At 40.0% G+C, this 23,266-nt stretch carries 22 protein-coding genes; 13 read left to right on the forward strand and 9 right to left on the reverse strand.

What is annotated here, in order from left to right; translation table 11 throughout:
• The first annotated feature begins 15 nt into the window (after positions 1-15).
• Both metF and AB3G38_RS14695 read left to right on the forward strand, forming a co-directional pair.
• Positions 16-969, forward strand: coding sequence for a methylenetetrahydrofolate reductase [NAD(P)H] (metF, locus tag AB3G38_RS14690; protein WP_367864629.1), 954 nt, complete (start codon positions 16-18; stop codon positions 967-969).
• A 74-nt stretch (positions 970-1,043) separates the two neighbouring features.
• The gene (locus AB3G38_RS14695) at positions 1,044-1,481 is read left to right on the forward strand and encodes an META domain-containing protein (protein WP_367864630.1); all 438 of its coding nucleotides are present in this window, start codon (positions 1,044-1,046) and stop codon (positions 1,479-1,481) included.
• Between the two features lie 59 nt (positions 1,482-1,540).
• Here the strand turns inward: AB3G38_RS14695 and thrC are convergent, their stop codons facing one another.
• Genes thrC through thrA form a run of 3 tightly spaced genes read right to left on the reverse strand, consistent with a single transcriptional unit; the run spans position 1,541 to position 6,242 of the window.
• Complete coding sequence (gene thrC, locus AB3G38_RS14700; RefSeq protein ID WP_367864631.1) at positions 1,541-2,851, reverse strand: threonine synthase; 1,311 nt, start codon at positions 2,849-2,851, stop codon at positions 1,541-1,543.
• Between the two features lie 11 nt (positions 2,852-2,862).
• Positions 2,863-3,798, reverse strand: coding sequence for a homoserine kinase (locus AB3G38_RS14705; protein WP_367864632.1), 936 nt, complete (start codon positions 3,796-3,798; stop codon positions 2,863-2,865).
• The gene (gene thrA, locus AB3G38_RS14710; RefSeq protein ID WP_367864633.1) at positions 3,795-6,242 is read right to left on the reverse strand and encodes a bifunctional aspartate kinase/homoserine dehydrogenase I; all 2,448 of its coding nucleotides are present in this window, start codon (positions 6,240-6,242) and stop codon (positions 3,795-3,797) included. Before thrA ends, AB3G38_RS14705 begins: the two co-directional genes overlap by 4 nt.
• A 366-nt stretch (positions 6,243-6,608) precedes the next feature.
• Between thrA and rsgA the strand changes: the two genes are divergently transcribed.
• Genes rsgA through AB3G38_RS14725 form a run of 3 tightly spaced genes read left to right on the forward strand, consistent with a single transcriptional unit; the run spans position 6,609 to position 8,314 of the window.
• Entirely contained in the window at positions 6,609-7,529 is a 921-nt protein-coding gene (rsgA, locus tag AB3G38_RS14715; protein ID WP_367864634.1) for a ribosome small subunit-dependent GTPase A, read from the forward strand.
• A 6-nt stretch (positions 7,530-7,535) separates the two neighbouring features.
• Positions 7,536-7,988, forward strand: a complete 453-nt coding sequence (dtd, locus tag AB3G38_RS14720) for a D-aminoacyl-tRNA deacylase (protein WP_367864635.1) — start codon at positions 7,536-7,538, stop codon at positions 7,986-7,988.
• Positions 7,988-8,314 carry a nucleotide pyrophosphohydrolase gene (locus tag AB3G38_RS14725; RefSeq protein ID WP_068405648.1) on the forward strand — a complete coding sequence of 109 codons (327 nt, stop codon included), beginning with the start codon at positions 7,988-7,990 and terminating at the stop codon, positions 8,312-8,314. The genes dtd and AB3G38_RS14725 overlap by 1 nt, the downstream gene beginning before the upstream one ends.
• Before the next feature lie 110 nt (positions 8,315-8,424).
• Here the strand turns inward: AB3G38_RS14725 and AB3G38_RS14730 are convergent, their stop codons facing one another.
• Together AB3G38_RS14730 and greA are read right to left on the reverse strand one after the other, a co-directional pair.
• Positions 8,425-8,817, reverse strand: coding sequence for an HIT family protein (locus tag AB3G38_RS14730; protein ID WP_367864636.1), 393 nt, complete (start codon positions 8,815-8,817; stop codon positions 8,425-8,427).
• A 9-nt stretch (positions 8,818-8,826) separates the two neighbouring features.
• Positions 8,827-9,300, reverse strand: a complete 474-nt coding sequence (gene greA, locus AB3G38_RS14735; RefSeq protein WP_183870212.1) for a transcription elongation factor GreA — start codon at positions 9,298-9,300, stop codon at positions 8,827-8,829.
• Between the two features lie 325 nt (positions 9,301-9,625).
• Between greA and AB3G38_RS14740 the strand changes: the two genes are divergently transcribed.
• On the forward strand, positions 9,626-11,506 hold the full coding sequence (locus AB3G38_RS14740) for a M1 family metallopeptidase (protein ID WP_367864637.1): 1,881 nt from the start codon (positions 9,626-9,628) through the stop codon (positions 11,504-11,506).
• 46 nt (positions 11,507-11,552) lie between these two features.
• On the opposite strand, the gene AB3G38_RS14745 is transcribed toward AB3G38_RS14740, so the two are convergent.
• From AB3G38_RS14745 to rsmA, 4 genes are all read right to left on the reverse strand, one after another.
• Positions 11,553-12,785: a DUF3999 family protein gene (locus tag AB3G38_RS14745; protein WP_367864638.1), complete on the reverse strand. Its 1,233-nt coding sequence runs from the start codon at positions 12,783-12,785 to the stop codon at positions 11,553-11,555.
• Positions 12,778-15,210: a DUF2339 domain-containing protein gene (locus AB3G38_RS14750; RefSeq protein WP_367864639.1), complete on the reverse strand. Its 2,433-nt coding sequence runs from the start codon at positions 15,208-15,210 to the stop codon at positions 12,778-12,780. The genes AB3G38_RS14745 and AB3G38_RS14750 overlap by 8 nt, the downstream gene beginning before the upstream one ends.
• A 111-nt stretch (positions 15,211-15,321) precedes the next feature.
• The gene (locus AB3G38_RS14755) at positions 15,322-16,245 is read right to left on the reverse strand and encodes a 2-hydroxyacid dehydrogenase (protein WP_367864640.1); all 924 of its coding nucleotides are present in this window, start codon (positions 16,243-16,245) and stop codon (positions 15,322-15,324) included.
• Positions 16,246-16,256: 11 nt separating this feature from the next.
• Complete coding sequence (gene rsmA / locus AB3G38_RS14760) at positions 16,257-17,039, reverse strand: 16S rRNA (adenine(1518)-N(6)/adenine(1519)-N(6))-dimethyltransferase RsmA (RefSeq protein WP_367864641.1); 783 nt, start codon at positions 17,037-17,039, stop codon at positions 16,257-16,259.
• A 272-nt stretch (positions 17,040-17,311) separates the two neighbouring features.
• Here rsmA and pdxA point away from each other — a divergent pair, with 272 nt between their 5' ends.
• From pdxA to accC, 7 genes are all read left to right on the forward strand, one after another.
• The gene (gene pdxA, locus AB3G38_RS14765; protein ID WP_367864642.1) at positions 17,312-18,391 is read left to right on the forward strand and encodes a 4-hydroxythreonine-4-phosphate dehydrogenase PdxA; all 1,080 of its coding nucleotides are present in this window, start codon (positions 17,312-17,314) and stop codon (positions 18,389-18,391) included.
• A gap of 75 nt (positions 18,392-18,466) precedes the next feature.
• Positions 18,467-19,000 (forward strand): DUF177 domain-containing protein, encoded by a 534-nt coding sequence (locus AB3G38_RS14770; protein ID WP_367864643.1) that lies wholly within the window; start codon positions 18,467-18,469, stop codon positions 18,998-19,000.
• Between the two features lie 18 nt (positions 19,001-19,018).
• Complete coding sequence (rpmF, locus tag AB3G38_RS14775) at positions 19,019-19,210, forward strand: 50S ribosomal protein L32 (protein WP_068405618.1); 192 nt, start codon at positions 19,019-19,021, stop codon at positions 19,208-19,210.
• 100 nt (positions 19,211-19,310) lie between these two features.
• Positions 19,311-20,249, forward strand: coding sequence for a phosphate acyltransferase PlsX (gene plsX / locus AB3G38_RS14780; RefSeq protein WP_367864644.1), 939 nt, complete (start codon positions 19,311-19,313; stop codon positions 20,247-20,249).
• 13 nt (positions 20,250-20,262) lie between these two features.
• Positions 20,263-21,252: a beta-ketoacyl-ACP synthase III gene (locus tag AB3G38_RS14785; protein WP_367864645.1), complete on the forward strand. Its 990-nt coding sequence runs from the start codon at positions 20,263-20,265 to the stop codon at positions 21,250-21,252.
• Between the two features lie 72 nt (positions 21,253-21,324).
• A complete protein-coding gene (gene accB, locus AB3G38_RS14790) occupies positions 21,325-21,807 on the forward strand; it encodes an acetyl-CoA carboxylase biotin carboxyl carrier protein (protein WP_367864646.1) in 483 nt (160 codons plus the stop codon).
• A 35-nt stretch (positions 21,808-21,842) separates the two neighbouring features.
• A complete protein-coding gene (gene accC / locus AB3G38_RS14795) occupies positions 21,843-23,183 on the forward strand; it encodes an acetyl-CoA carboxylase biotin carboxylase subunit (RefSeq protein ID WP_068405607.1) in 1,341 nt (446 codons plus the stop codon).
• The last annotated feature ends 83 nt before the right edge of the window (positions 23,184-23,266 follow it).

The following is a 23,266-nucleotide window of genomic DNA, read 5'->3' on the forward strand; positions in this document are numbered from 1 at the left end:
CACAACAAAACTTAAATGAAGATCACCGACCACGTTACCAACGCCAAGGGTAAAACCTTGTTTTCTTTTGAGCTGCTGCCGCCAGTTAAAGGAAAAAGCATTACTGATATTTATGATGCCATAGACCCTTTGATGGAATTTAATCCACCCTTCATTGATGTGACCTATCATAGAGAAGATTATATCTACAAACAGCATGACAACGGCTTGCTGGAAAAAGTTTCTTACCGTAAACGTCCGGGTACAGTAGCCATTTGTGCTGCGATCATGAACAAATACAAAGTAGATGCTGTTCCGCATTTAATTTGTGGTGGCTTTACCAAAGAAGAAACTGAAAATGCACTGATTGACCTTCAATTTTTAGGTATTGATAATGTATTGGTTTTACGTGGAGACGCAAGACACGCAGATTCAACCTTTATTCCTACTCCTGGTGGCCACGCTTATGCCACTGATCTGTTAGGCCAGGTTAATGATATGAACAATGGGAAATATCTTTTTGAAGATCATTCAGCTTTCCAGACAGATTTCTGTATTGGGGTGGCAGGTTATCCCGAAAAGCATTTTGAAGCCCCTAACTTAAAGGCTGATTTTAAATACCTGAAACAAAAAGTAGATATGGGTGCAGAATTTATTGTGACCCAAATGTTCTTTGATAATGCTAAATACTGTGATTTTGTTGCCCAGTGCAGATCAAACGGGATAAATGTCCCCATTATTCCCGGACTTAAACCAATTACGTCCTCTAAACAACTGATCAGTTTACCAAAAATATTCCATATCGATTTGCCAGAAGATCTGACAGAAGCCGTGCAGGAATGTAAAAATGAGAAAGATGTAAAAGAGGTAGGAATAGAATGGATGATCCAGCAGTGCAAAGAGTTAATCAAAGTCGGCGCTCCTGTACTTCACTTTTATACCATGAGTAACCCTGAACCGACAAAAAGAATTGCCCGCGCAGTTTTCTAATCTGGAGGTCAGATTCTGCTGCTGAGGAATAATTGGCAGATTCTTTGTATATTTCGTTCTCTACAAAGAACGATATGAGAAGGACGACATTGATGGTACTTACAGTTATTGGCACTTTAACTTCCTGTAATGCCTTAAAGAATACGGTAGAAGCAAGTTCAGATTTATCCAAGCTCGGAGGAACATGGGAACTGAATTATATCTCAGGCCCGAGGATTGCTTTCAATGGTTTATATCCAGGCAGGAAACCAACCCTGAATTTTGACCTGGCAGACAAAAAGGTAAGCGGTAACAGCAGCTGTAACTCTTTCTCGGGAAAATTGAATGCAGACGACACCTCCATTAGCTTTAATGAACCAATGGCAGTTACAAAAATGGCCTGCCCTGGTGAAGGAGAATCTGTTTTCTTTGAAACCTTAAAAAAAGTAAATAAATACTCCGTCAAAGGAGATACGATACTTAATTTTATGATGGGCGATATCGCTATTATGCGATTCAAAAAGATAAAATAACATAAAGCCTGTTTAATTCAAGTTAAACAGGCTTTTATTTTTACTCCTTCCAATAAACTCTAGCCAGCCGTCAATAAAAACGCTTTAAAAGCATCAAAATCTACTGGCATCGCTGTAGCTGTTTTCTCTTTTTGTCTCAGCGCATTCACCTGCTCAGGAATATTGATCTGCGCCGCAATTTCAGCAGGAAATATATCCGGGAACTTACAAGGATGTGCAGTAGAAAGGAATACAAAAGTATCTTCGGACGGAGCATGTTGCTGCTGGTATTCCTGTACCGCTAACCAGGCAATAGCTGTATGCGGGCAAGCCACGTAGTTAAACTGCTGGTAAATATCAGCAATCGCCTCCACAGTCTGCTCATCCGTATAACGATAGCTCTTCACAAGTTCTTTCACCTGTTCACGCGAATCATTAAACAAGTTCATAATCCTTACCCAATTACTTGGCGCACCTACATCCATTGCATTCGCATAAGTCTGTACTGAAGGCCTGGTTTCATAAACGCCGGTTTCCAGAAAACGCGGAACCGTATCATTTACATTGGTAGCGGCAATAAACTGCTTCACAGGCAAGCCCATTTTATAAGCCAGTAAACCCGCAGCAATATTTCCAAAATTACCACTAGGCACTGCAAATACCACTTCTCTTTGCCCTTTTCTGAAAAGCTGAGCTACTGCATTAAAATAATAAAAAGTTTGTGGGATCAAACGCGCAATATTGATCGAATTCGCAGAAGTAAGTCTCATTTTACTATTCAGCTCCTCCTCAGCAAATGCCTGTTTCACCAGCTGCTGACAATCATCAAAAGTTCCGTCTATTTCTATTGCACGGATGTTCTGTCCATTGCTGCACAATTGTAATTCCTGAATCTCACTCACTTTTCCTTTAGGGTATAAAATAGTTACCCTGGTATTCGGCACACCCAAAAACCCAAGTGCTACTGCCCCGCCGGTATCTCCCGAAGTAGCCACCAGCACATCCAGCAATTGCTCATTATCCTTTAAAAAATAAGCCATTACCCTGCTCATAAACCTTGCACCGAAATCTTTGAAAGCCAGTGAAGGGCCGTGAAACAATTCTAATACGTAAGTATCTTCATCCAGCGGATGCAAAGGGGCTTCAAAATTGATCGCATCGTCAATGATTGCTTTCAGATCATTTGCAGGGATATCATCCTGCAATAAAGCAGAACTCACTTGATAAGCAATCTCGCGCAGTGTATACCGGTCAAGATGCTGAATAAAATCCTGATCAAGCGCAGGGATTTCCACAGGCATATATAAGCCTTTATCCTGGGGCATACTATTGAAAACAGCCGATTGGAAATCTATTTTCAGGTCGTGGTTATTGGTACTGTATAATTTCATGTTTGCATTTTTTAATCAAGTATAACCGGGCCTTTTTTATTGACCGTTGATACAAATGAAAGACTGTTAATCTGAATGGATTTTAATTGTTTCTGCAGTGCCTGTGTAATTAAATGTGCCGTATCCTGGTCTTTGGTCAGGGCGAAAACCGAAGGCCCCGAACCGGAAATCCCGAAACTAACCGCACCCAATTCCATGGCTATATTTCTCATTTTATAAAAATCAGGGATTAAAATAGACCGTGTAGGCTCTACCAGTACATCCACCATACTGCGGCCAATCAAATCATAATCATTCGTAAACAGGCCCGTTACCAAACCAGCTACATTTCCCCATTGTTTCACTGCATCTTTCAGTAAAACTTTAGAACGGATCATTTGCCTGGCATCCTTAGTAGGCACATCCACTTCCGGATAAACAATAGCCGCGCACATATCCTGTGGAAAAGGTAAACTAATCACATCTAAAGGTTCGTAACTTCTAACCAGTACAAAACCACCCAGTAAAGCAGGTGCCACATTGTCTGCATGTCCATAACCACAAGCCAGCTCCTCACCTTTCATTGCAAAAGGAACCAGTTCTTTATTACTCAATTGATTGCCGAACAAAGTATTGATCGCAAAAAGTCCGGCTACCGTACTTGCAGAACTTGAACCCAGGCCGCTTCCGATAGGCATCTTTTTGTGCAATTCAATATCAATTCCAATATCCGTACGGCCAATATGTTTCAGGTAATCCTGTACACTTGCACTGACCGTATTCTTTGCCGGATTAAGCGGTAACCTGCCCTCATCCCCGGTAATTTTAGAGATCATCACCCCGGGTTTATCTGTAACCCGCATAATCACTTCATCACCCGGCGCATTCACTGCAAAACCTAAAACATCAAACCCGCAAACCACATTCGCTACGGTTGCCGGAGCAAAAACTTTTACTGTATTTCTCATTTCTTGCCCACATTTATGATGTCCGCAAATACACCGGCAGCAGTTACTTCAGCACCCGCACCAGGCCCTTTAATCACTAAAGGACGATCTTTGTACCGGTCTGTAGTGAAAGAAATAATATTATCACTGCCCGAAAGCATGTAGAAAGGATGGCTGTCATCAACCATTTGCAGGTTAATAGTCACTTTTCCTTCTTCCAGTTTTCCAATATACCGCAACACTTTATTTTCAGCGGCAGCTTTGCTTTTCAAATCTTCAAAGTAAGCCGCATTGTTTTTAAGTTCCTGATAAAAATCATCCACACTATCCGCAGCCATACAAGCCGGAGGCAGCATACTTTCCAACTGTACATCTGCTTCCTCTAACGGATAACCTGCGTCTCTTGCCAGGATCAGCATTTTACGCATAAAATCCTTTCCATTTAAATCATCACGCGGATCTGGTTCAGTATACCCTTTATCCTGTGCTTCTTTGACGATCTCATGGAAAAGCACCTCATTTTTAAAGTTATTAAAGATGAAAGAAATGGTTCCCGATAGGATCGCTTCTATACTGAAAATATTATCTCCGCTCAGCATTAAATCTTTCAATGTACGAATGATCGGAAGACCTGCCCCTACATTTGTCTCATAATGAAAGTCTACCCCATAAGTACGTGCAGCCGTTTTAAAAGCAGCATATTGCTCATATTCGGCAGAATTTCCAATCTTATTACAAGTCACCAGGGAAATGCTTGATTCTAATATTTCCTGGTAAAAGTTGACCGGATTGCTGCTTGCTGTATTGTCTACAAAAACACAGTTGGGTAAATTCATGGCTTTCATCTGCTTCACGAAGGAAGCTAAATCTGCCTGCTCCGCATTTTTGCTCAGCTCATTTTCCCAATCTGCCAGGTTCATGGCTGTTTTACTCAAATACATTTCGCGGGAATTACTGATCCCCATCACCTTCACTTCCAAATCATTGTTCTGCGCCAGCAACGGACTTTGCACCAATAACTGGCGGAACAAAGTTTTACCAATATTTCCGGTACCCAGACAAAATACATGGAGTGTTTTCTTCAGATTTTCAAAGAAAGCTTCATGCACCGCATTCACCGCTTTTGAAAGATCAGTTTTCGATAAAATAACTGATATATTATATTCTGAAGATCCTTGTGCAATTGCCCGCACATTGACCCCGTTTCTACCTAAAGCATGGAACAATTTACCAGACATGCCCGGTGTATGTTTCATATTCTCCCCTACAATAGCCAGTACAGCCAATCCATTTTCCACTTCCGGATATTCCAGTTTTTTAGCCTGTAATTCCAGTTCGAATTCTTTACTGATGATCGCCAGTGCACTCAAAGCATCAGCAGGCTTCACTGCAAAAGTGATACTATGCTCAGAAGAAGACTGGGTAATCAAGACCACGTTAATCTGTTCCCTTGATAAAAGAGAGAATAACCTGCCACTAAAACCAGCCTTTCCAACCATTCCGCTACCAGACAAATTCAGGATACTGATTTCATCGATTGAAGAAATTCCTTTGATGGGAAAAGTTGAAGTATTTACCCCATGACGGATATAAGTACCCTTAAAACTTGTATTGAAAGTATTCTTGATGACAATCGGTATTTTCTTTAGAAAAGCAGGAGTCATTGTTGGCGGGTAAATTACCTTTGCGCCAAAATACGATAGCTCCATTGCTTCTGTATAACTCAGTTCTGGTAAAGAAAATGCTTTTTCTACGATCCTTGGATCAGCAGTCAGCATCCCATCTACATCAGTCCAGATTTCAATCTCTTTTACATTCAGGGCAGAACCCCATATTGCTGCGGTAAAATCACTGCCACCACGTCCCAAAGTTGTGGTTCTTCCTTCGGTATTGCTGGCTATAAATCCGGTTACAAACAATAGTTTATCTCTATTTGCTTCATAAAAGTCCTGAATCAGCAGTTCTGTTAATGGCGTATTTACTTTGGCCTGTCCAAAATTACTATCTGTTTTAATCAGTTCAGATCCATCTACACAAATTGCATTGGGAAAATCCTGTTTAGCAATATGGCTGATCATAAAAGCAGAACAACGCTCACCGAAACTCAGGATTAAATCTTTGGTCTGAGGACTTAATTCTTTTAAATGATAAACCGATTGCAAAACATCTTCCATTTCATTGAAGTAAATTTTCAACCGTGTAAATACTGGATTTTGTGCAGCAGCAGGAAGCAACGTTCTCACCACTTCGAAATGTTTCTCTTCAATTGCTTTGAGCTCTGCGGCATACTCCTCTGCCACCTGTGCCTTTTCTGCCATAGCCAGAAGCAGATTGGTAACTCCACTCATTGCTGAAAGTACAACTACTGGATAATCACCCTGTTCCCTTTCTTTTAGGATACTGATCAGGGTTCGTATACCTGATGCTGATCCTACTGAAGTACCGCCGAATTTTAGAATGTTCATAGTTTTAATTGTTAATCTATTGGTTTTAGAGGTATTGGTTTGGTACAAGTTCAAAAAAAAAAGCGCCTTCCGGTTTAGAGGAAGGCGCTTTTTTATGGTTTTTTATTATGCTTATTATACCAATATACACCTGCCTCCGGCTTTCCCGGTGGTGGTAATAATAATGGATGTAAGTGTTGAATTATTTATCATATGTTCATAACAATATTGCTTCGGTATTGCTATACCCTAAAGTAAAGTTATATTTTCCTAATAAGCAAGAAAACATGAAAAAAAATTATCAGCAAATAAATACACCTGACTAAAATTATTCAGTGTTCTCAAAAAGCAGCCTCCTGTTTTTTACTTACCTTTACTGCGTAAATTATGCAAGGACTAGTAATAAAATCAACAGGGAGCTGGTATCTGGTTCATGGAGAAGATGACCGTGATTATCAATGCAGGATTAAAGGAAAATTCCGGATCAAAGGAATTCAGACCACCAATCCTGTTGCAGTTGGAGATCAGGTAGACTTCGAGATGGAGCCTAATTCTGAAAATGGAGTTATTTATAAACTTCATCCCCGCAAAAATTATATCATCAGAAAATCAATCAACTTATCAAAACAGGCGCAGATCATAGCAGCCAATATAGATGAGGCCTTTCTGGTGGTTACGCTCGCCTCTCCCCGTACTTCACTAGGCTTTATAGACCGCTTTTTAGTAACCGCGGAGGCTTACAGCATTCCTTCGGTATTAATCTTCAATAAACTGGATTTATACAATGAAGATGGGCTGGAAGTACTGGCAGAATATAAAAATATCTATGAAAGTCTGGGTTATCCGTGTTATGAAGTTTCTGCAACCGAAGGTACTAATATGCCCTTGATAGAAAGTTTATTAAAAGATAAAACAACCCTGTTTTCAGGGCACTCAGGTGTAGGAAAATCGAGTCTGATCAATGTGTTGCTACCAGACCGTCATATTAAAACGGGCGAGATCTCTGAATCCAGTGATAAGGGCCAGCATACCACAACTTTTGCTGAAATGCATACCCTGCCTTTTGGTGGTTACCTGATCGATAGTCCGGGCATCAGAGAACTGGGTATTTATGATATTAAACCAGAGGAACTGAGTCATTATTTCAGAGAAATGCGTGATATGATGCATCAATGCAAGTTTCACAATTGCCGTCACATCAACGAACCTGGCTGCGCAGTTTTAGAGGCCGTTAAAAGCGGGGAAATCGAAAGCAGCCGCTATGAAAGTTACCTGAGTATGTACCATGGCAATGAAACCAGAGCTTAAACATTCATGAGGGCAGTTATACAAAGAGTTACGCAGGCCAGCTGCCAGGTAGACGATACGATAACCGGTTCAATTGAAAACGGGCTGCTCGTTTTATTAGGCATTGAAGAAGCCGACAATCAGGAAGACCTGGAATGGCTCGCTGCTAAAATATTCAATATCCGGATCTTTAGTGACGAAAACGGGCTGATGAATAAATCGCTTGCAGATATAACTGGAGATATTTTACTGATCAGTCAGTTCACCCTGTTTGCAGCGACTAAAAAAGGAAACAGACCCGGATTTACCCGCGCTGCAAAACCAGACCAGGCTATTCCGCTCTATGAAGCCATGATCAGACAACTCAGTATTTTATCAGACAAAGCTGTACAAACAGGGATTTTTGGTGCAGACATGAAAATCAGTTTGGTCAATGACGGGCCGGTTACGATATTAATTGATACTAAAAATAAAGAATAATGACGATACAGGAAGCACAGGATACCGTTGATCAGTGGATCAATACGACCGGAATCCGTTATTTCAACGAATTAACCAATACGGCCATATTGATGGAAGAAGTAGGTGAAGTAGCCCGCATTATGTCCCGTAAATACGGTGAGCAATCTTTCAAGAAAAGTGATGAAGCTGTAGACCTTGGCGATGAAATGGCCGATGTTTTATTCGTGCTGATCTGTCTGGCTAACCAAACTGGTATTAACCTGACCGAAGCAATGGAGAAAAACCTGGTGAAAAAGAGTATCAGGGATGCCGACAGGCATAAAAATAATGAGAAGCTGAAATAAAGCAACAGGGTCAATTAAAAAAAACAAGGACCTGTTTTCGTACTGGAATTCATGAAGAATGAATCAGGTACTGAAAACAGGTCCTTGTTTTTTAACTGGCTCTTATCTTTTTATAAGTGTGCTTTAATTTTCTGAGCGGCTTCCTGCAATTCTTCCTGCGTAGGGTTCAGCTTCGCTTTACTAAAATTCATATCCCCCACTGCGTTCATAGGGATCAAATGGATATGTACATGAGGTACTTCCAGACCAATAACGGCCATTCCTACTTTTACACATGGAAAAGCTTTCTTTAGCGCTACTGCTACAATCTTTGCAAATAAGGTAAGTCCGAAATAACTTTCTTCGTCCATATCAAATATATAATCAATTTCTTGTTTAGGGATCACCAGTAAATGTCCCATCGTTAAAGGACTGACATCTAAAAACGCCATAAATTCTGTCGTTTCGGCAACTACATGTGCGGGAATTTCTCCGGCTACGATCTTGGAAAATATACTTGACATATAAAATGATTATCTCGTGATTTCTAATATTTCAAATTCAATTTTACCGGCAGGAACTTCAATTTCAGTTTTGTCCCCTACCGATTTACCTAACAAACCTTGTGCAATCGGAGATTTAACAGAAATCTTTCCGGTTTTAAGGTCAGCTTCAGTTTCAGCCACCAGCTGGTAACTCATCGTTGCACCGTTTTTTAAGTTCTTTATTTTAACGATCGATAAAGCCAGCACTTTAGTCAGGTCTAATTTCGATTCATCAATTAATCTTGCAGATGCAAGTGTAGTCTTTAATTTAGATATTTTTGCTTCATGCAGACCTTGTGCTTCCTTCGCAGCATCGTACTCCGCATTTTCAGATAGATCGCCTTTATCTCTTGCTTCAGCTATAGCTTTGGAGATCAATTGTCTCCCTGTAGTAGTTAAGTAATGTACTTCTTCTTTTAGCTTATCTAATCCTTCCTGAGTGTAGTATGTTACCTCTGTCATAGCTTAATTTATTATTTGTAAAACCTTTAAAATACAAACAAGACTATACCGGCAATAAGCCCACATAGTCTTGCTTCAATTAAAACGAAGATAACAGGCAATTCTTACAAAAGCAAATCTTTTGATTTGAATTGTTTGCAAAGCCTTTAAATCCCTTAATATTTATTGAATAACTTGTTTAAAGGCCTAAAACGATTACTTTTGAAAATCTGCCTGAATTCAGCTGCCTGTTTCAGTGACTGTTTAAATTTGAAGAATAAATTTAAACAGGTCGTAAAATATGGAACCACTGAATTCAGACAGGTATTGAACGAATTATAAAAATATGATGCACAAAAACATTTTCAAGATAGCTACGCTATTTTTATTGGGAGCCGTTACCACGCAGGCCCAGGAACTGTACATGCCACGGAATATCAAAGCAGCGTTCGCTAAAGGTACACGTGCGCTGGATGGCAAGCCTGGAAAAAATTACTGGCAGAATAAAGGGAAGTACGATATGACGATCACAGTCACTCCAAATGATAAATTAGTCAAAGGAACGGAAACCATCACTTACACGAACCATAGCCCTGATACGCTGAGAAGAATAACGATGAGGTTTGTTAATAACATGCACAAACCAGAAGCACCAAGAGCAGGTTACGTGAGCAAAGACTATTTAACGAGCGGACTGGATATCAGTTTATTTACAGTAGATGGACAGTCTTACAATGTAGACAGCAAAGACTGGGGCACTACTTCAGACATTAAACTGAACAATGCATTAGCACCAGGCAAAACTGCAACCTTTAAAATCAACTGGAGTTATCCTTTATCAAAAGTAAGCGGCAGAGAAGGCCAGATTGACAGCACCACTTTTTTTGTAGCCTATGCCTTTCCGAGAGTTTCCGTTTATGATGATTATAATGGGTGGGATAAAATTCCGCATACCGACAGAACTGAATTCTATAATGATTTCAATGATTACCTGCTGACGGTGAAAGCACCTAAAAACTACGTAGTATGGGCCACAGGCGATTTAAAGAATCCGGATGAGGTGTTACAGCCTAAATTCGCAGAGAAGCTTAAAAAGTCTTACACCAGTGAAGAAGTCGTGTCTATCGCCAATGCGCAGGAAATGGCAAATGGAGAAGTGACTAAGCAAAATGAATGGAATACCTGGAAATTTGCTGCCAATCATATTACTGATGTAACCTTTGCGCTGAGTAATCATTATTTATGGGATGCAGGAAGCGTTGTCGTTGATAAAAAAACCGGCAGAAGAACAAGTGTACAATCTGCCTATGACAGCAAAGCTGAAGACTTTTCTCATGCTGCAACCTGGACTAAACTAGCTTTAGACTGGTTTTCAAATAACTGGCCGGGTGTTCCTTACCCATTCTCAAAAATGACTGCAGTACAAGGTTTTGCTGATATGGAGTTTCCGATGATGGTGAATGACTCCAGTACACCAGATATGGAATTCAGCCAGTTTGTATTGAACCATGAAATTGCACATACTTATTTCCCTTTTTACATGGGAACGAATGAAACCCGTTATGCGCATATGGATGAAGGGTGGGCAACTACTTTAGAATACCTGATTGGTCAGCAGCAGCTTGGAAAAGAAAAAGCAGACCAGAATTACAAGAAATTCAGAGTAGAACGATGGATTAAAGATCCTTCTACAGAAGAAGATCAGCCAATTATCACCCTGTCTACCCAGGTTTCTGGTTCAGGATATGGTAATAATGCCTATGTGAAGCCTTCGCTGGCTTACCTGGCTTTAAAAGATATGTTTGGAGAGGTATTGTTCAAGCAATACCTGCATGCCTACATGGACCGCTGGAATGGAAAGCACCCTATTCCATGGGATTTCTTTAATACCATCAATGATGTTTCCAACCAAGATTTAAACTGGTTCTGGAACAACTGGTTTTTCAGCAATAACTATATCGATCTGGCTATTGATAAAGTAACCATCAAAGGGATGACGTATAACATCTCTATTCAAAACACAGGTGGTTTTGCGATACCTTTTGATATTAAAGTTACTTATGCTGACGGAACTACTCATGTAATCCATGAAACGCCAGCCGTGTGGAAATTCAACCAGAAAGCAATTAACATTCAATTTACTGCCGACAAGCCAGTGACTTCAATAGTGCTGGAAGGTGGTATTTATATGGATGCCAAGCCGTCAGATAACAGCTGGAACAAGTAAATTTCAACTGCATAACTGCCCTGCTGTATGTCGACAGCAGGGCAGTTTATATTTGATCTCTTTTACTGACTTCCTGCGTCATTTTAAAAGTCAGGAACCCCAGTAAAGCAGCGACTATGACAATTGCTGCCCAGATTATCCAGCCCGGAATCCCGTCTCCTTTTGCCACCTTACTTTTTTCCTGTGGTTTTTGATATAAAGGATTAGCAGAAATCAATTGATAGTTCAGTGGTTTCAACTCCTGCTGCAAACTATCTCCAAAAAACTTCAGGTCATAATCTGGCGCATTTGCTTTTTCATCTCCGAACAAAATCTTGTAATCCTGACCTTTTTCAAGGTAACTGATCAGACTTTGGCTCAATTGATAGCCATTGACTTTATTAAGCACCAATGGTGGGTTATCACCATTCACAATTTCAAGCTCTAAATGATTTGTTTTGGCTGAGAAGTACAGGTTAGGAATCGCTGAAGTACTGATAGAAGTATCTGCAACCAGTGTTTTCTCTTTTTGATGTACCGCATAAACCCTGATATTGCGTTTATAATACTTTTGCCCGGCCATTTCCAGGTACAGTTTATTCAATTGATAAGGCGCATTGAAACGAACCGTTATATAACTGACCTGAGCACTATCCCGCTGCTGAATCAAAGGCTTTTTAAGCTGAACATAAACAGGCGGAATACTTTGCTGCCTGTAAATACCTGCCTGCAAAATCGCTACCGGTTCTTTATTTTCATTGTTGATCTGTATCCGGAGATACCGGTAAGAACTGGAAGGGAAATTCAGCTGCTGCTGATAAGTTCCATTACCTGGTTCATTGGAAACAGCTTCTTCCAAAGAGATGTTCTCTTTAATCGCATACCATTTTTTAAGATCATCGCTTCCGGATAAGTTTACATTTCTTTGAACAGAAGCATTACGTAACTGTAAACTCAATTGATTAATGGTCAGGTGAGCTGCATTCTCCACTATAAAAGTGGTTACAGTATCCACTTCTGCTAACATTTTCAACCTTGGGAAAGCAATAAAGTTCCGCTGATCTTTAAAAACCAGCTGATTGCCAAAAATATAAGGTGAAAACTGTTTCTTCTGATTCAGTATCCTGATATCACCCAGATTTGCCTGCGCACCAGCAATCAGTTCAGGACTCAAATCAACCCGGTAAAACCCATCGGCTTCTACTTTTGGCAGTACAGCCTGATACCTGAATGTTTGCTGCGCGAATACACCGAAAACACTCAGTAAAAAAGTTAGTGTTAAAAAAAACTGTTTATTCATCTTTATGGGGTTCATCTGCGGCAATAATTTTTTTAACTTTCTGGTACATGAATGAAATGATTAACAGGATGACGCCCAGGAAAAAGAACGCTGCTATTTTACCAGCAGGTGGAATATTACTGATGTCAAATATAAATAGCTTTAATAAGGTAAGCGCAAACAGGCTCAGCGAAATAATCCTTAGCGTAAGATATTTATGACGCATGCCCAGCCACATCATCGCAAAGGATGCTAATCCCCATAATACCGGAAGCCCCGTCTTTATATAAATCGTTTCTACATTGCTGATTGAGTTGTTAGCTGAATAGAATAGTACGTTGCTGATTAAGCTGACTTCCAGACTCAGGAACAGAACAATTGAACCCGCTAAAACCCAGGCTGCCATTTTCTTCAGGGTTTCTGGCAATAAGGTTCTGCAAATCCGGATCAGCTGATCAAATAACAGCCCGATAAACACCGCGCAAATCCAGTGGGCTGTAAAATGGAAAGATGCGACCTCCTGACGCACAAGCATAGCCTCTTGCAGATCAAAAAATCCAACCATAAAGAACAGGTACACCGCAATACAACCGCCGATCAGGACCGCATTTATTCTCCAGTTTAACCGGAGTGACTCTCTTTTTTTACCTAAAAACAGGTATAAGTAAAGAAATAATGAAGCATACAAAATTACATACACACTGTTCAAAGGGGTATGCGGGAACCGGTTTGAAAACTGATGATTAACTTCCAGCAGTCCGCTTAAAAACAGCAGTACAATAGCTGTGTATTTAATGAATGCCGGGTTTAAGATATCTCCTTTAGGAATTTCCCCTTCAACGTCAGGCTTTTGATAAAGAACGTATAACAAGTAAGAACTGATTGCGCTGAACAGTGAGGTAATAAATCCTTTATTGATCAGCACATTGACAGCTATTGCAGAGTCACCATAAATTGCCGCCCAGTCCATGAATAAGCTTAACAGCATCAATGCCCAGATAATTTGCGAAGCCAGCTGCATTAAATAGATGCGGGATTTTTGATAAAGCCAGTAAAGCAGTACCGTTTCTGCTGCCCAGAATAAGGTAATATAATGGCCGTGTAATTGAATTGGGCCAGCAACCGATATAAAGGTCAGCGTAATCCCGATCAATAGATAAAGCACGTTGGTATCTACCTTTTTATTGCGGAACAGCAAGTAAGATAACAGCAAGTTGATCACTGCTAAACTTACAGCAAAAAGCCCTCTGAACTGTTCCTGATGCATTCCGGTCAGCAAGAATAATCCTGCTCCAAAATATAGCGCGGTATTGGCCAGTAAAAGGGTAAAATCAGCACCGATAAATGTTTTATTCTCCCGGACATTATAAGCCACATTAATCCCAAAGAAAAGCAGGTATAAAATGCTGGCATATAAAAAGCCGGTTCCATAACTCGTAGCTGGCATGCTGAACAGACTTGCTGAAAACATCAGTACGGTCAGTACAAAGGTCGATACATTAAGAATACGCCATGATTTACGGTAAGCAATCACCAGCAGCCCTGCATTTAATATGACCAGGTAAATAAACAAACCGTGATAATTGGCGTGTCCGGTACTGACCATTAATGGACTGGTTAAACCACCTACTAATGCAATAACGGCCACTTCCTGCCTGTTGTACAAGAGCGAAAGCGCGACGGCAAAACAGGTTATCCCAATCAGGATAATGAAGGACGTGGTTTGATTGAACAGATGAAACTGATGAAAAGCAAGCGTAATGGTAAAGTATAAAACGGCAAGCCCACCCCCTACTAAAACAGAGCTGAATGCTTTGTAAGAATTACGCATCCAATGTGCAATACCAATTAAAATACCTCCGCAAAGTACGCCAATACCAACGCGGCCTACCGGGCCGATCCAGTTGCTGTCAATAGCAAATTTCACAAAGTAACCGATAGCCAGTACGAGTATTGCAATACCAATTTTATTGATTAAATTCTCTCCGATGAATTTCTCCAGATCAGGATGTTTCTCAAAGAAGGAAAGTTCTGGTACCGCTGGTTCACGATGAACAGGTTGTTGAACTGGCTGAGGTATATCGTGAACAACTTCAGGTTGTACTGTTTCTTCAGGAACAACCGCTTCCTCCTGAACAGGTTTGGGAATGAAATCACGTACAGGATCAGGATTAAGATCTTTTTTAGTTTTATACGGTGGCGGAACAAGTGGGATTGCCGGCGCTTGAAATGGAGATGTACCCCAGTCTACAGGCCGCATTTCTTGTGGCTCTGGCTCCGTGGCAGTTGTTTCTGGTGGAATATATCCGGGCCTGCTTTGCTTTAAAAGCTCCTGAAATTCAAAGATCCGGTATTCAAGCTTCCCGACTCTTTCGTTCAGGCTGCTTTTAGTGGTGGCAATCATCACGATGATGACAACCAGTAAGATGACGTAAAGAAACTCCATGAGTAATGCGTTTTTGATAAAGGTAATATTTAAGTTCAAAGCAAAACATTTCAGGCAAAAAAAAACCCGGTCATTTACATAACCGGGTCTGACATAAAATATCTTTTTACCCTAAATCTGCTCCAGCTTATCAGCAAGCACCTCAGAAATTTTTCTATACGAATCAAAAGTCCATCCACCAACATGTGGCGTCAGAATAACTTTTTCAGATGCTTTCAATTCAGTAAACCAGTCCTGTTCTGCCAATGCCGGGAATTTTTCAACTTCCAGCACATCCAGTCCTGCACCTAATATTTTACCCGATTTAATCGCTGCCAATACCGCTTTCGTATTTACAATCTCGCCTCTGGCCGTATTGATAAAAAATATATTCTTTTTGAAATGGTATAAATATTCCTCATCCACCATTTGCCTGGTTTCCGAAGTCAGTGGAATATGTAAACTCAGCACATCACTATGTTTAACAATCTCTTCCATGCTGCATTCCTGCGCATAAGCATCAGAAAAGCCTGTTTTATATTTATCATAAGCAAGCACTTTCACCTCGAAACCCGAAAGTTTTCTGGCCATACTGCTTCCCATAAAACCATATCCGATAATCCCGACAGTTTTACCTTTCAGCTCCCATCCACGGTTACCTTCCCGATCCCAGATTCCGTTCCTGATCTCCATATCAGCCTTGCGGTGCGTATTGATTAGTGAAAGCAACATCCCCATCGCATGTTCCCCTACTGCATCCCTGTTACCTTCCGGTGCATTCAGCAACTTAATATTCCGCTCCTTCGCATAAGCCTCATCAATATTATCCAATCCTGCCCCTGCTCTGGCTACAAATTTAAGCCCCGGTGCAGCTTCCATCAGCTCCCTGTCTATCTTAAACTTCGTCCGTACTGCAATACCATCATATCCTGAAATCACCGCCAGCGTTTCTGCCCTGGTGATTAATGGACGATCGTCTGCTTCATAACCTAATTGTTCTGCCCTGCTTTTGAATACAGGGTGTAAATCATCAACAATTAAAATTTTACCGTTCATCTGTTTTATAATTATAACGCCAGCCTGGTGACCAGCTGTGTAAGGGTAATAAAATCTTCTACGCTCAATTGCTCTGCTCTTTTTTCAAAATAGATATTGTCATCCATTTTAACTTTAGGCAATACGCCCGACAAAGCATTTCTTAATGTTTTTCTACGCTGATTAAATCCGGCTTTAACGACAATCCAGAATAATTTCTCATCGCAATCCAAAGTCGCCCGCTCGTTTCTGCTCAAACGGATTACACCCGAGTTCACTTTAGGAGGAGGATTAAAAGTTCCTGGCTTTACAGAAAATAAATAATCAATATTATAATAGGCCTGGATCAGCACACTTAGAATCCCGTAATCTTTTGTTCCGCTTTTAGATGCACAGCGTTCTGCCACTTCTTTTTGAAACATGCCTACCATCTCTACTACATTTTCTCTGTGTTCCAAAACCTTAAACAAGATCTGTGAAGAAATATTATAAGGAAAATTACCTATGATAGCGTATTTGCCGGAAAATACTTTTTTCAGATCCATTTTCAAAAAATCCCCGTTAATTAACCTTTCGCCCATTTGCGGATACTTATCTTTTAAGAAATGATAAGATTCCACATCAATATCAATCATAAAGGTTTCCAGGTCTTTTCTTTCCAGCAGAATGTCCGAAAGGATACCCATACCCGGCCCTACTTCAAGCACCTGACTGTACTGATCGGTATGGACAAGACCGTCTACAATTTTAGCTGCTATTTTTTTATCGGTCAAAAAATGTTGCCCTAAATGTTTTTTCGCCCTTACCAAACTCATATGATTGCTGTTATATTTTATTAATCGAAAGAAGCCAAGACTTCTAAAAGGTGCAAAATAACTAAAGTTTACGAGTTCAGCCTAATTATTAGCAATGAAGCGTTAGCTAAGAACGACTAATCAGCAATGTTACTTGCTATATTCAACTACTTATATTTGATCATCTATGCCCAAGGTTCAATTGCTATAATTACCCGTTCTAAACAGATCTCCCTTAAAAACAACACGTTTTCTAATGAATTTCTGTATTTTGCGCAAATTTTCATTTGAGCATGAGCAATAAAATCAAAATAGGTATCAGTATAGGTGATGTAAACGGCATAGGTTTGGAAGTGATTCTGAAAACTTTAGCCAATAACAGTATTCTGGATTACTGCACTCCTATCGTTTATGGACATACAAAAGTAGCCTCTTACCATAGAAAAGCACTGGGTTTAGGTGATTTCAGTTTCAATGTCATCAATGATGCTGAAGCAGCTAATCCTAAAAAAGCAAATATGATCAACTGCTGGGAAGAGGATGTAAAGATTGAACTCGGTGTGGCCAATGAAATTGGTGGAAAATATGCCTTGTTATCTTTAGAAAGAGCAACAGAAGACCTGATCAAAGGAAATATTGACGCTTTAGTCACTGCTCCGATTAATAAACATACGATACAAGCTGAGAATTTTCAATTCCCTGGCCATACAGAATACTTACAGGAACGCACGGGCAGTTCTGATGTTCTCATGTTTTTATTGAGTGAAGATATTCGTGTAGGGGTAGTTACAGGCCATATTCCTGTTTCTAAAGTTGCAGAAAGTATCACAAAAGAAAGTATTGTTAAAAAACTTTTACTGATCAATAAGAGTCTGAAAAGAGATTTCTGGATTGAGAAACCAAGAATTGCGGTATTAGGGTTAAATCCTCATGCTGGTGACAATGGTTTGCTGGGTAGTGAAGAACAGGACATTATCATGCCTGCGATTCAGGAAGCCTTCGATTCAGGTGTAATTTGCTTTGGCCCTTATCCTGCGGATGGATTTTTCGGCAAAGGTGCTTATAAACAATTCGATGCGGTACTGGCCATGTATCATGACCAGGGCTTAATCCCTTTCAAGACCATTGCTTTCGGAACCGGTGTAAACTTTACTGCCGGAATGAAGTATGTACGTACCTCTCCTGATCATGGTACAGGCTTCGATATTGCCGGAAAAGACCTGGCAGACCCATCTTCTTTTATAGAAGCACTTTTTGCGGCGACACACATTGTAAAACACAGACGTGAACAGGACGAACTGTTAAGCAACCAGTTAAGAAGCGGCGGAAAAATTATAGAAACTGCGGCAGATGTGAAGGATGATGCAAATTAACGACAATAATATTTCTAAAACATTTCAGAAGTATCAAATTAATTCATACATTTGCGGGCTAAAATTTTGTTACAATTGAAACCTTTAAAACAATTTTCGATCCCGTTTACTGGCTTAAAAATTGGCAAGCATCAATTTGATTTTGAGATTGATAACAGCTTTTTTGACGCATTCGAATACTCTTTGGTAAAAAAGGGGGATTTGAAAGTAACGGTAGAATTGGATAAACAGGAAACCATGCTGATTTTGAAAATCCGCATTGTTGGAACAATAAAGCTTGATTGTGATAAATGTTTAGCTGAATTTGATGCCCCTCTGGATATTTCAGAAAGGCAGATTGTAAAATTCGCTGAAGATGAACTGGAGAGTGATGATTTAGAAATCATCGTATTGAATAAAAAAGAAAGCAGCATCGATATCGCGGAAATTCTTTATGAATTTATCACAGTATCGGTACCTTATATAAAAATTTGTGAGCAGAACGGCAATGGTGCCAAATGCGACAAAGAGATGATTGAAAGACTTGAAAGTCTGGCTAATCCTGCTCAGCAAGAAGAAAATACAACAAGTGCTGACCCACGCTGGGAAGCATTAAAAAAATTAAAATAATAATTAAATAAATCAGCAATGGCACATCCAAAACGCAAGATCTCTAAAAGTAGAAGAGATAAAAGAAGAACACACTATAAAGCGGTAGCTCCTTCTTTATCTACTTGTCAAACTACAGGTGCAATCCACATTCCTCACCATGCATACAATGTTGATGGGAATTTGTACTACAACGGTAAACTGGTTATTGAAAACACCTCTATAGGTTAATTTTTCGGAGAAATTGTTTGTGTTTTCAGCTTCATTAAGTTTAACTTAGGCGCTTGAAAAAAAAGGCAATAATGCTTTATTCACAAACTGATTTTTTACTATGAAAATAGGTCTCGATATAATGGGCGGAGACTATGCTCCCAAAGCAAACGTTTTGGGAGCAATAGCTGCTCATGAATTATTAGCGCCAGATGAGCATTTAGTGCTAATAGGCGATACTCAGCAAATTAAGCCTTTGCTCGCTGACAGCGGGTTTAATCCCGATCACTTTGAATATGTTCATACCGAAGAGGTAATTGGTATGGGCGAACATCCCACAAGAGCAATTGCTCAAAAACCTAACTCAAGTATTTCTCTGGGTTTCTCTATGTTAAAAAAAGGAGAAATCGATGCATTTGTCGGCGCAGGTAATTCTGGGGCGATGATGGTTGGTGCTGTTTTTAGTGTAAAAACAGTTCCGGGTATTATCAGACCTTGTCTGTGCACGATCGTACCCAAACTTGACGGCGGAAGAGGTTTAATGCTGGACGTTGGCGCAAATGCCGACTGTAAGCCTGACACGCTGCTTCAATTCGGCATTTTAGGAAGTTTGTATGCTGAAAATGTCATGCAGATCAACAACCCTAAAGTTGGCCTGATCAATATTGGCGAAGAAGATGAAAAAGGAAATATGTTAAGTCTGGCAACTTTTCCATTGATGAAAGATTGTAAACTCTTTAACTTCATTGGAAATATTGAGGGACGTGATTTATTCAACGATAAAGCAGATGTAATTGTATGTGACGGGTTTACCGGAAATATTATGCTTAAATTGGCTGAATCGTTTTACATAATGACTATCAAAAAAGGACTTAAGGATGAGTTCTTTGACAGGTTTAATTATGAAAACTACGGTGGAAGTCCGGTTCTTGGAGTAAATGCACCTGTGATCATAGGTCATGGAATCTCCTCGCCTACCGCTGTAAAAAACATGATCTTTCAGGCGAGAGATATGATTACTACAGGTCTGGTGGGAAAAATACAAGATGCATTTAAATAAAATCTGACAACAAATGAGTAAAATTCACGCTGCTATTACTGCGGTTCAAGGTTATGTTCCTGATTATATCCTTTCTAATAAAGAATTAGAGACGATAGTTGACACAACAGATGAATGGATCACCTCACGAACGGGTATTAAAGAGCGAAGAATATTAAAAGGTGAAGGATTAGGTACCTCTGATATGGCTGTTCACGCAGTGAACGGACTTTTAAAGAAAAGAGGTATTACTGCAGAAGAAATCGATCTGATTATCTTTTGCACCACGACTCCCGACATGCCTTTCCCGGCCACTGCAAATATTTTAGCTGATAAAATCGGCGCAAAAAATGCATGGGGTTTTGATTTACAGGCCGCCTGTTCTGGATTTATCTATGGGATTTCTACTGCTTCGCAATTTATCCAGTCAGGAAAACATCAAAAAGTATTGGTAGTGGGCGGCGACAAAATGTCGTCAATCATTGATTATACAGACAGAACAACCTGCATCATTTTTGGTGACGGCTGTGGTGCTGTATTATTGGAACCTAATGATGAAGGAAATGGAATCATTGATTCTGTGCTGAAATCGGATGGTGCCGGAAGACAATTCCTGCATCAGAAAGCCGGTGGATCTGTTAAACCAGCTTCGCACGAAACGATTGACCAGAGAGAACATTTCGTTTACCAGGAAGGAAAAGCTGTTTTTAAATTCGCAGTAACCAATATGGCAGATGTAGCGGCCGAAATCATGGAACGCAATCAGCTGAATGCTGACGATGTGAAATGGTTAGTTCCGCACCAGGCGAATAAAAGGATTATTGATGCTACGGCTTCAAGAATGGGCATAGGAGCTGAAAAAGTAATGATCAATATAGAACGCTACGGCAATACCACCAATGGAACCATCCCGCTTTGTTTATGGGAATGGGAAGACAAACTAAAAAAAGGAGACAATATTATTCTTGCTGCTTTTGGGGGTGGATTTACCTGGGGATCAGTCTATATAAAGTGGGCTTACTAAATTTTATTACCAATAAAAATATTAACTTTGAGTCTTTAAAAGACCAATATCTTTTCAACAAAATACCTAAAAATGGATATCAAACAAATTCAGGAACTCATTAAATTTGTTTCTCGTTCGGGCGTCAATGAAGTTGCAATAGAACAAAAGGACTTCAAAATTACTATCAAAACTAATCAGACCCCTACAGTTATTACCACAACAGTTCCTGCGCAGGCAGTAGCACCACAGGTGTTGCCTTCTGCTCCTGCAGTACAACCTGTTGCTGTAACGGCAAACAATGCTTCGTCTGCTGCTGAGGCTGATGATTCTAAATATATTACTGTAAAATCTCCAATGATCGGAACTTTCTACCGTTCGTCGAGCCCTGACAAACCTTCATTCGCAAATGTTGGTGATGAAATCGCTCCGGGTAAAGTTATCTGTATTATTGAGGCCATGAAGTTATTCAACGAAATTGAAAGTGAAGTTTCCGGAAGAATCGTTAAAGTATTGGTTGATAATTCATCACCAGTAGAGTACGACCAACCCTTATTTTTAGTAGAACCTATGTAATTTTGCTTCTGGCAAATTATCATCTTATCAATTATATGTTTAAAAAAATACTAATTGCCAACAGGGGCGAAATTGCGTTACGTATTATTCGTACCTGTAAGGAAATGGGCATTAAAACTGTTGCAGTTTATTCAACTGCTGACAGGGAGAGTCTCCATGTTCGTTTCGCGGATGAAGCTGTTTGTATTGGCCCGCCTCCGAGTAAAGATTCTTACTTAAGTATCCCGAATATTATTTCAGCTGCTGAATTAACCAATGCAGATGCGATTCATCCAGGCTACGGCTTTTTATCTGAGAACGCTAAATTCTCTTCTGTTTGCAGAGACTATGGAATTAAGTTCATTGGTGCTACACCAGAACAGATCAATTCTATGGGAGATAAAGCTTCCGCTAAAGAAACGATGAAAAAAGCAGGTGTACCTACTATCCCTGGTTCTCAGGGTTTGCTGGAAAGCGTAAAAGAAGGTATTGTCTTAGCGAATGAAATCGGTTACCCTGTGATCCTGAAAGCAACTGCCGGTGGTGGTGGCCGTGGAATGCGTGTGGTATGGAAAGATGAAGACTTCGAAAATGCATGGGACAGTGCAAGACAGGAATCTGGTGCTGCTTTTGGAAATGACGGTTTATATTTAGAAAAATATATCGAAGATCCACGCCACATTGAAATCCAGATTATTGGTGATCAATATGGTAAAGCTTGTCACTTATCTGAGCGTGACTGTTCTATTCAGCGCCGTCACCAGAAATTGGTTGAAGAGGCTCCATCTCCTTTCATGACTCCGGAATTGAGAGAACGTATGGGTGAGGCTGCAATTAAAGGGGCTACTGCTGTATCTTATGAAGGTGCCGGAACAATTGAATTTTTGGTTGATAAACACCGTAACTTCTACTTCATGGAAATGAATACCCGTATCCAGGTAGAGCATCCGGTTACAGAAGAAGTGATCAACTATGATTTAATTAAAGAACAGATTAAGGTAGCTTCAGGTGTTCCTATTTCTGGTAAAAACTATCTTCCGAACATGCATGCTATTGAATGCAGGATCAATGCGGAAGATCCGTTTAATAACTTCAGGCCTTGTCCGGGAAAAATCACTAATTTCCATTCTCCGGGTGGACATGGGGTAAGGGTGGATACGCATGTTTATGCAGGCTATCAGATTCCTTCTAACTATGATTCCATGATTGCTAAACTGATCTGTGTTGCGCAAACACGTGAAGAAGCAATCAGTACGATGGAGCGTGCGCTAAGTGAGTTTGTAATTGAAGGTGTAAAAACTACGATTCCTTTTCACTTGCAATTGATGAAAGATCCGAACTTCAGAGCAGGAAACTTCACCACTAAATTCATGGAAACATTTGTTTTTTCTGAATAAATCCGAATAAAGACATCTAATTATTATATTTAAAACGTAAATACCATTCTAATAAAATAGAATGGTATTTTTGTTTTACAAAT

The organism is Pedobacter sp. WC2423, from assembly GCF_040822065.1.
Classification (GTDB): Bacteria; Bacteroidota; Bacteroidia; order Sphingobacteriales; family Sphingobacteriaceae; genus Pedobacter.

Excerpts from the sequence above, each read along its gene's own strand:
- metF (WP_367864629.1), top strand. The coding sequence starts at position 16 with ATGAAGATCACCGACCACGTTACCAACGCCAAGGGTAAAACCTTGTTT.
- AB3G38_RS14695 (WP_367864630.1), top strand. The coding sequence starts at position 1,044 with ATGAGAAGGACGACATTGATGGTACTTACAGTTATTGGCACTTTAACT.
- thrC (WP_367864631.1), bottom strand. The coding sequence starts at position 2,851 with ATGAAATTATACAGTACCAATAACCACGACCTGAAAATAGATTTCCAA.
- AB3G38_RS14705 (WP_367864632.1), bottom strand. The coding sequence starts at position 3,798 with ATGAGAAATACAGTAAAAGTTTTTGCTCCGGCAACCGTAGCGAATGTG.
- thrA (WP_367864633.1), bottom strand. The coding sequence starts at position 6,242 with ATGAACATTCTAAAATTCGGCGGTACTTCAGTAGGATCAGCATCAGGT.
- rsgA (WP_367864634.1), top strand. The coding sequence starts at position 6,609 with ATGCAAGGACTAGTAATAAAATCAACAGGGAGCTGGTATCTGGTTCAT.
- dtd (WP_367864635.1), top strand. The coding sequence starts at position 7,536 with ATGAGGGCAGTTATACAAAGAGTTACGCAGGCCAGCTGCCAGGTAGAC.
- AB3G38_RS14725 (WP_068405648.1), top strand. The coding sequence starts at position 7,988 with ATGACGATACAGGAAGCACAGGATACCGTTGATCAGTGGATCAATACG.
- AB3G38_RS14730 (WP_367864636.1), bottom strand. The coding sequence starts at position 8,817 with ATGTCAAGTATATTTTCCAAGATCGTAGCCGGAGAAATTCCCGCACAT.
- greA (WP_183870212.1), bottom strand. The coding sequence starts at position 9,300 with ATGACAGAGGTAACATACTACACTCAGGAAGGATTAGATAAGCTAAAA.
- AB3G38_RS14740 (WP_367864637.1), top strand. The coding sequence starts at position 9,626 with ATGATGCACAAAAACATTTTCAAGATAGCTACGCTATTTTTATTGGGA.
- AB3G38_RS14745 (WP_367864638.1), bottom strand. The coding sequence starts at position 12,785 with ATGAATAAACAGTTTTTTTTAACACTAACTTTTTTACTGAGTGTTTTC.
- AB3G38_RS14750 (WP_367864639.1), bottom strand. The coding sequence starts at position 15,210 with ATGGAGTTTCTTTACGTCATCTTACTGGTTGTCATCATCGTGATGATT.
- AB3G38_RS14755 (WP_367864640.1), bottom strand. The coding sequence starts at position 16,245 with ATGAACGGTAAAATTTTAATTGTTGATGATTTACACCCTGTATTCAAA.
- rsmA (WP_367864641.1), bottom strand. The coding sequence starts at position 17,039 with ATGAGTTTGGTAAGGGCGAAAAAACATTTAGGGCAACATTTTTTGACC.
- pdxA (WP_367864642.1), top strand. The coding sequence starts at position 17,312 with ATGAGCAATAAAATCAAAATAGGTATCAGTATAGGTGATGTAAACGGC.
- rpmF (WP_068405618.1), top strand. The coding sequence starts at position 19,019 with ATGGCACATCCAAAACGCAAGATCTCTAAAAGTAGAAGAGATAAAAGA.
- plsX (WP_367864644.1), top strand. The coding sequence starts at position 19,311 with ATGAAAATAGGTCTCGATATAATGGGCGGAGACTATGCTCCCAAAGCA.
- AB3G38_RS14785 (WP_367864645.1), top strand. The coding sequence starts at position 20,263 with ATGAGTAAAATTCACGCTGCTATTACTGCGGTTCAAGGTTATGTTCCT.
- accB (WP_367864646.1), top strand. The coding sequence starts at position 21,325 with ATGGATATCAAACAAATTCAGGAACTCATTAAATTTGTTTCTCGTTCG.
- accC (WP_068405607.1), top strand. The coding sequence starts at position 21,843 with ATGTTTAAAAAAATACTAATTGCCAACAGGGGCGAAATTGCGTTACGT.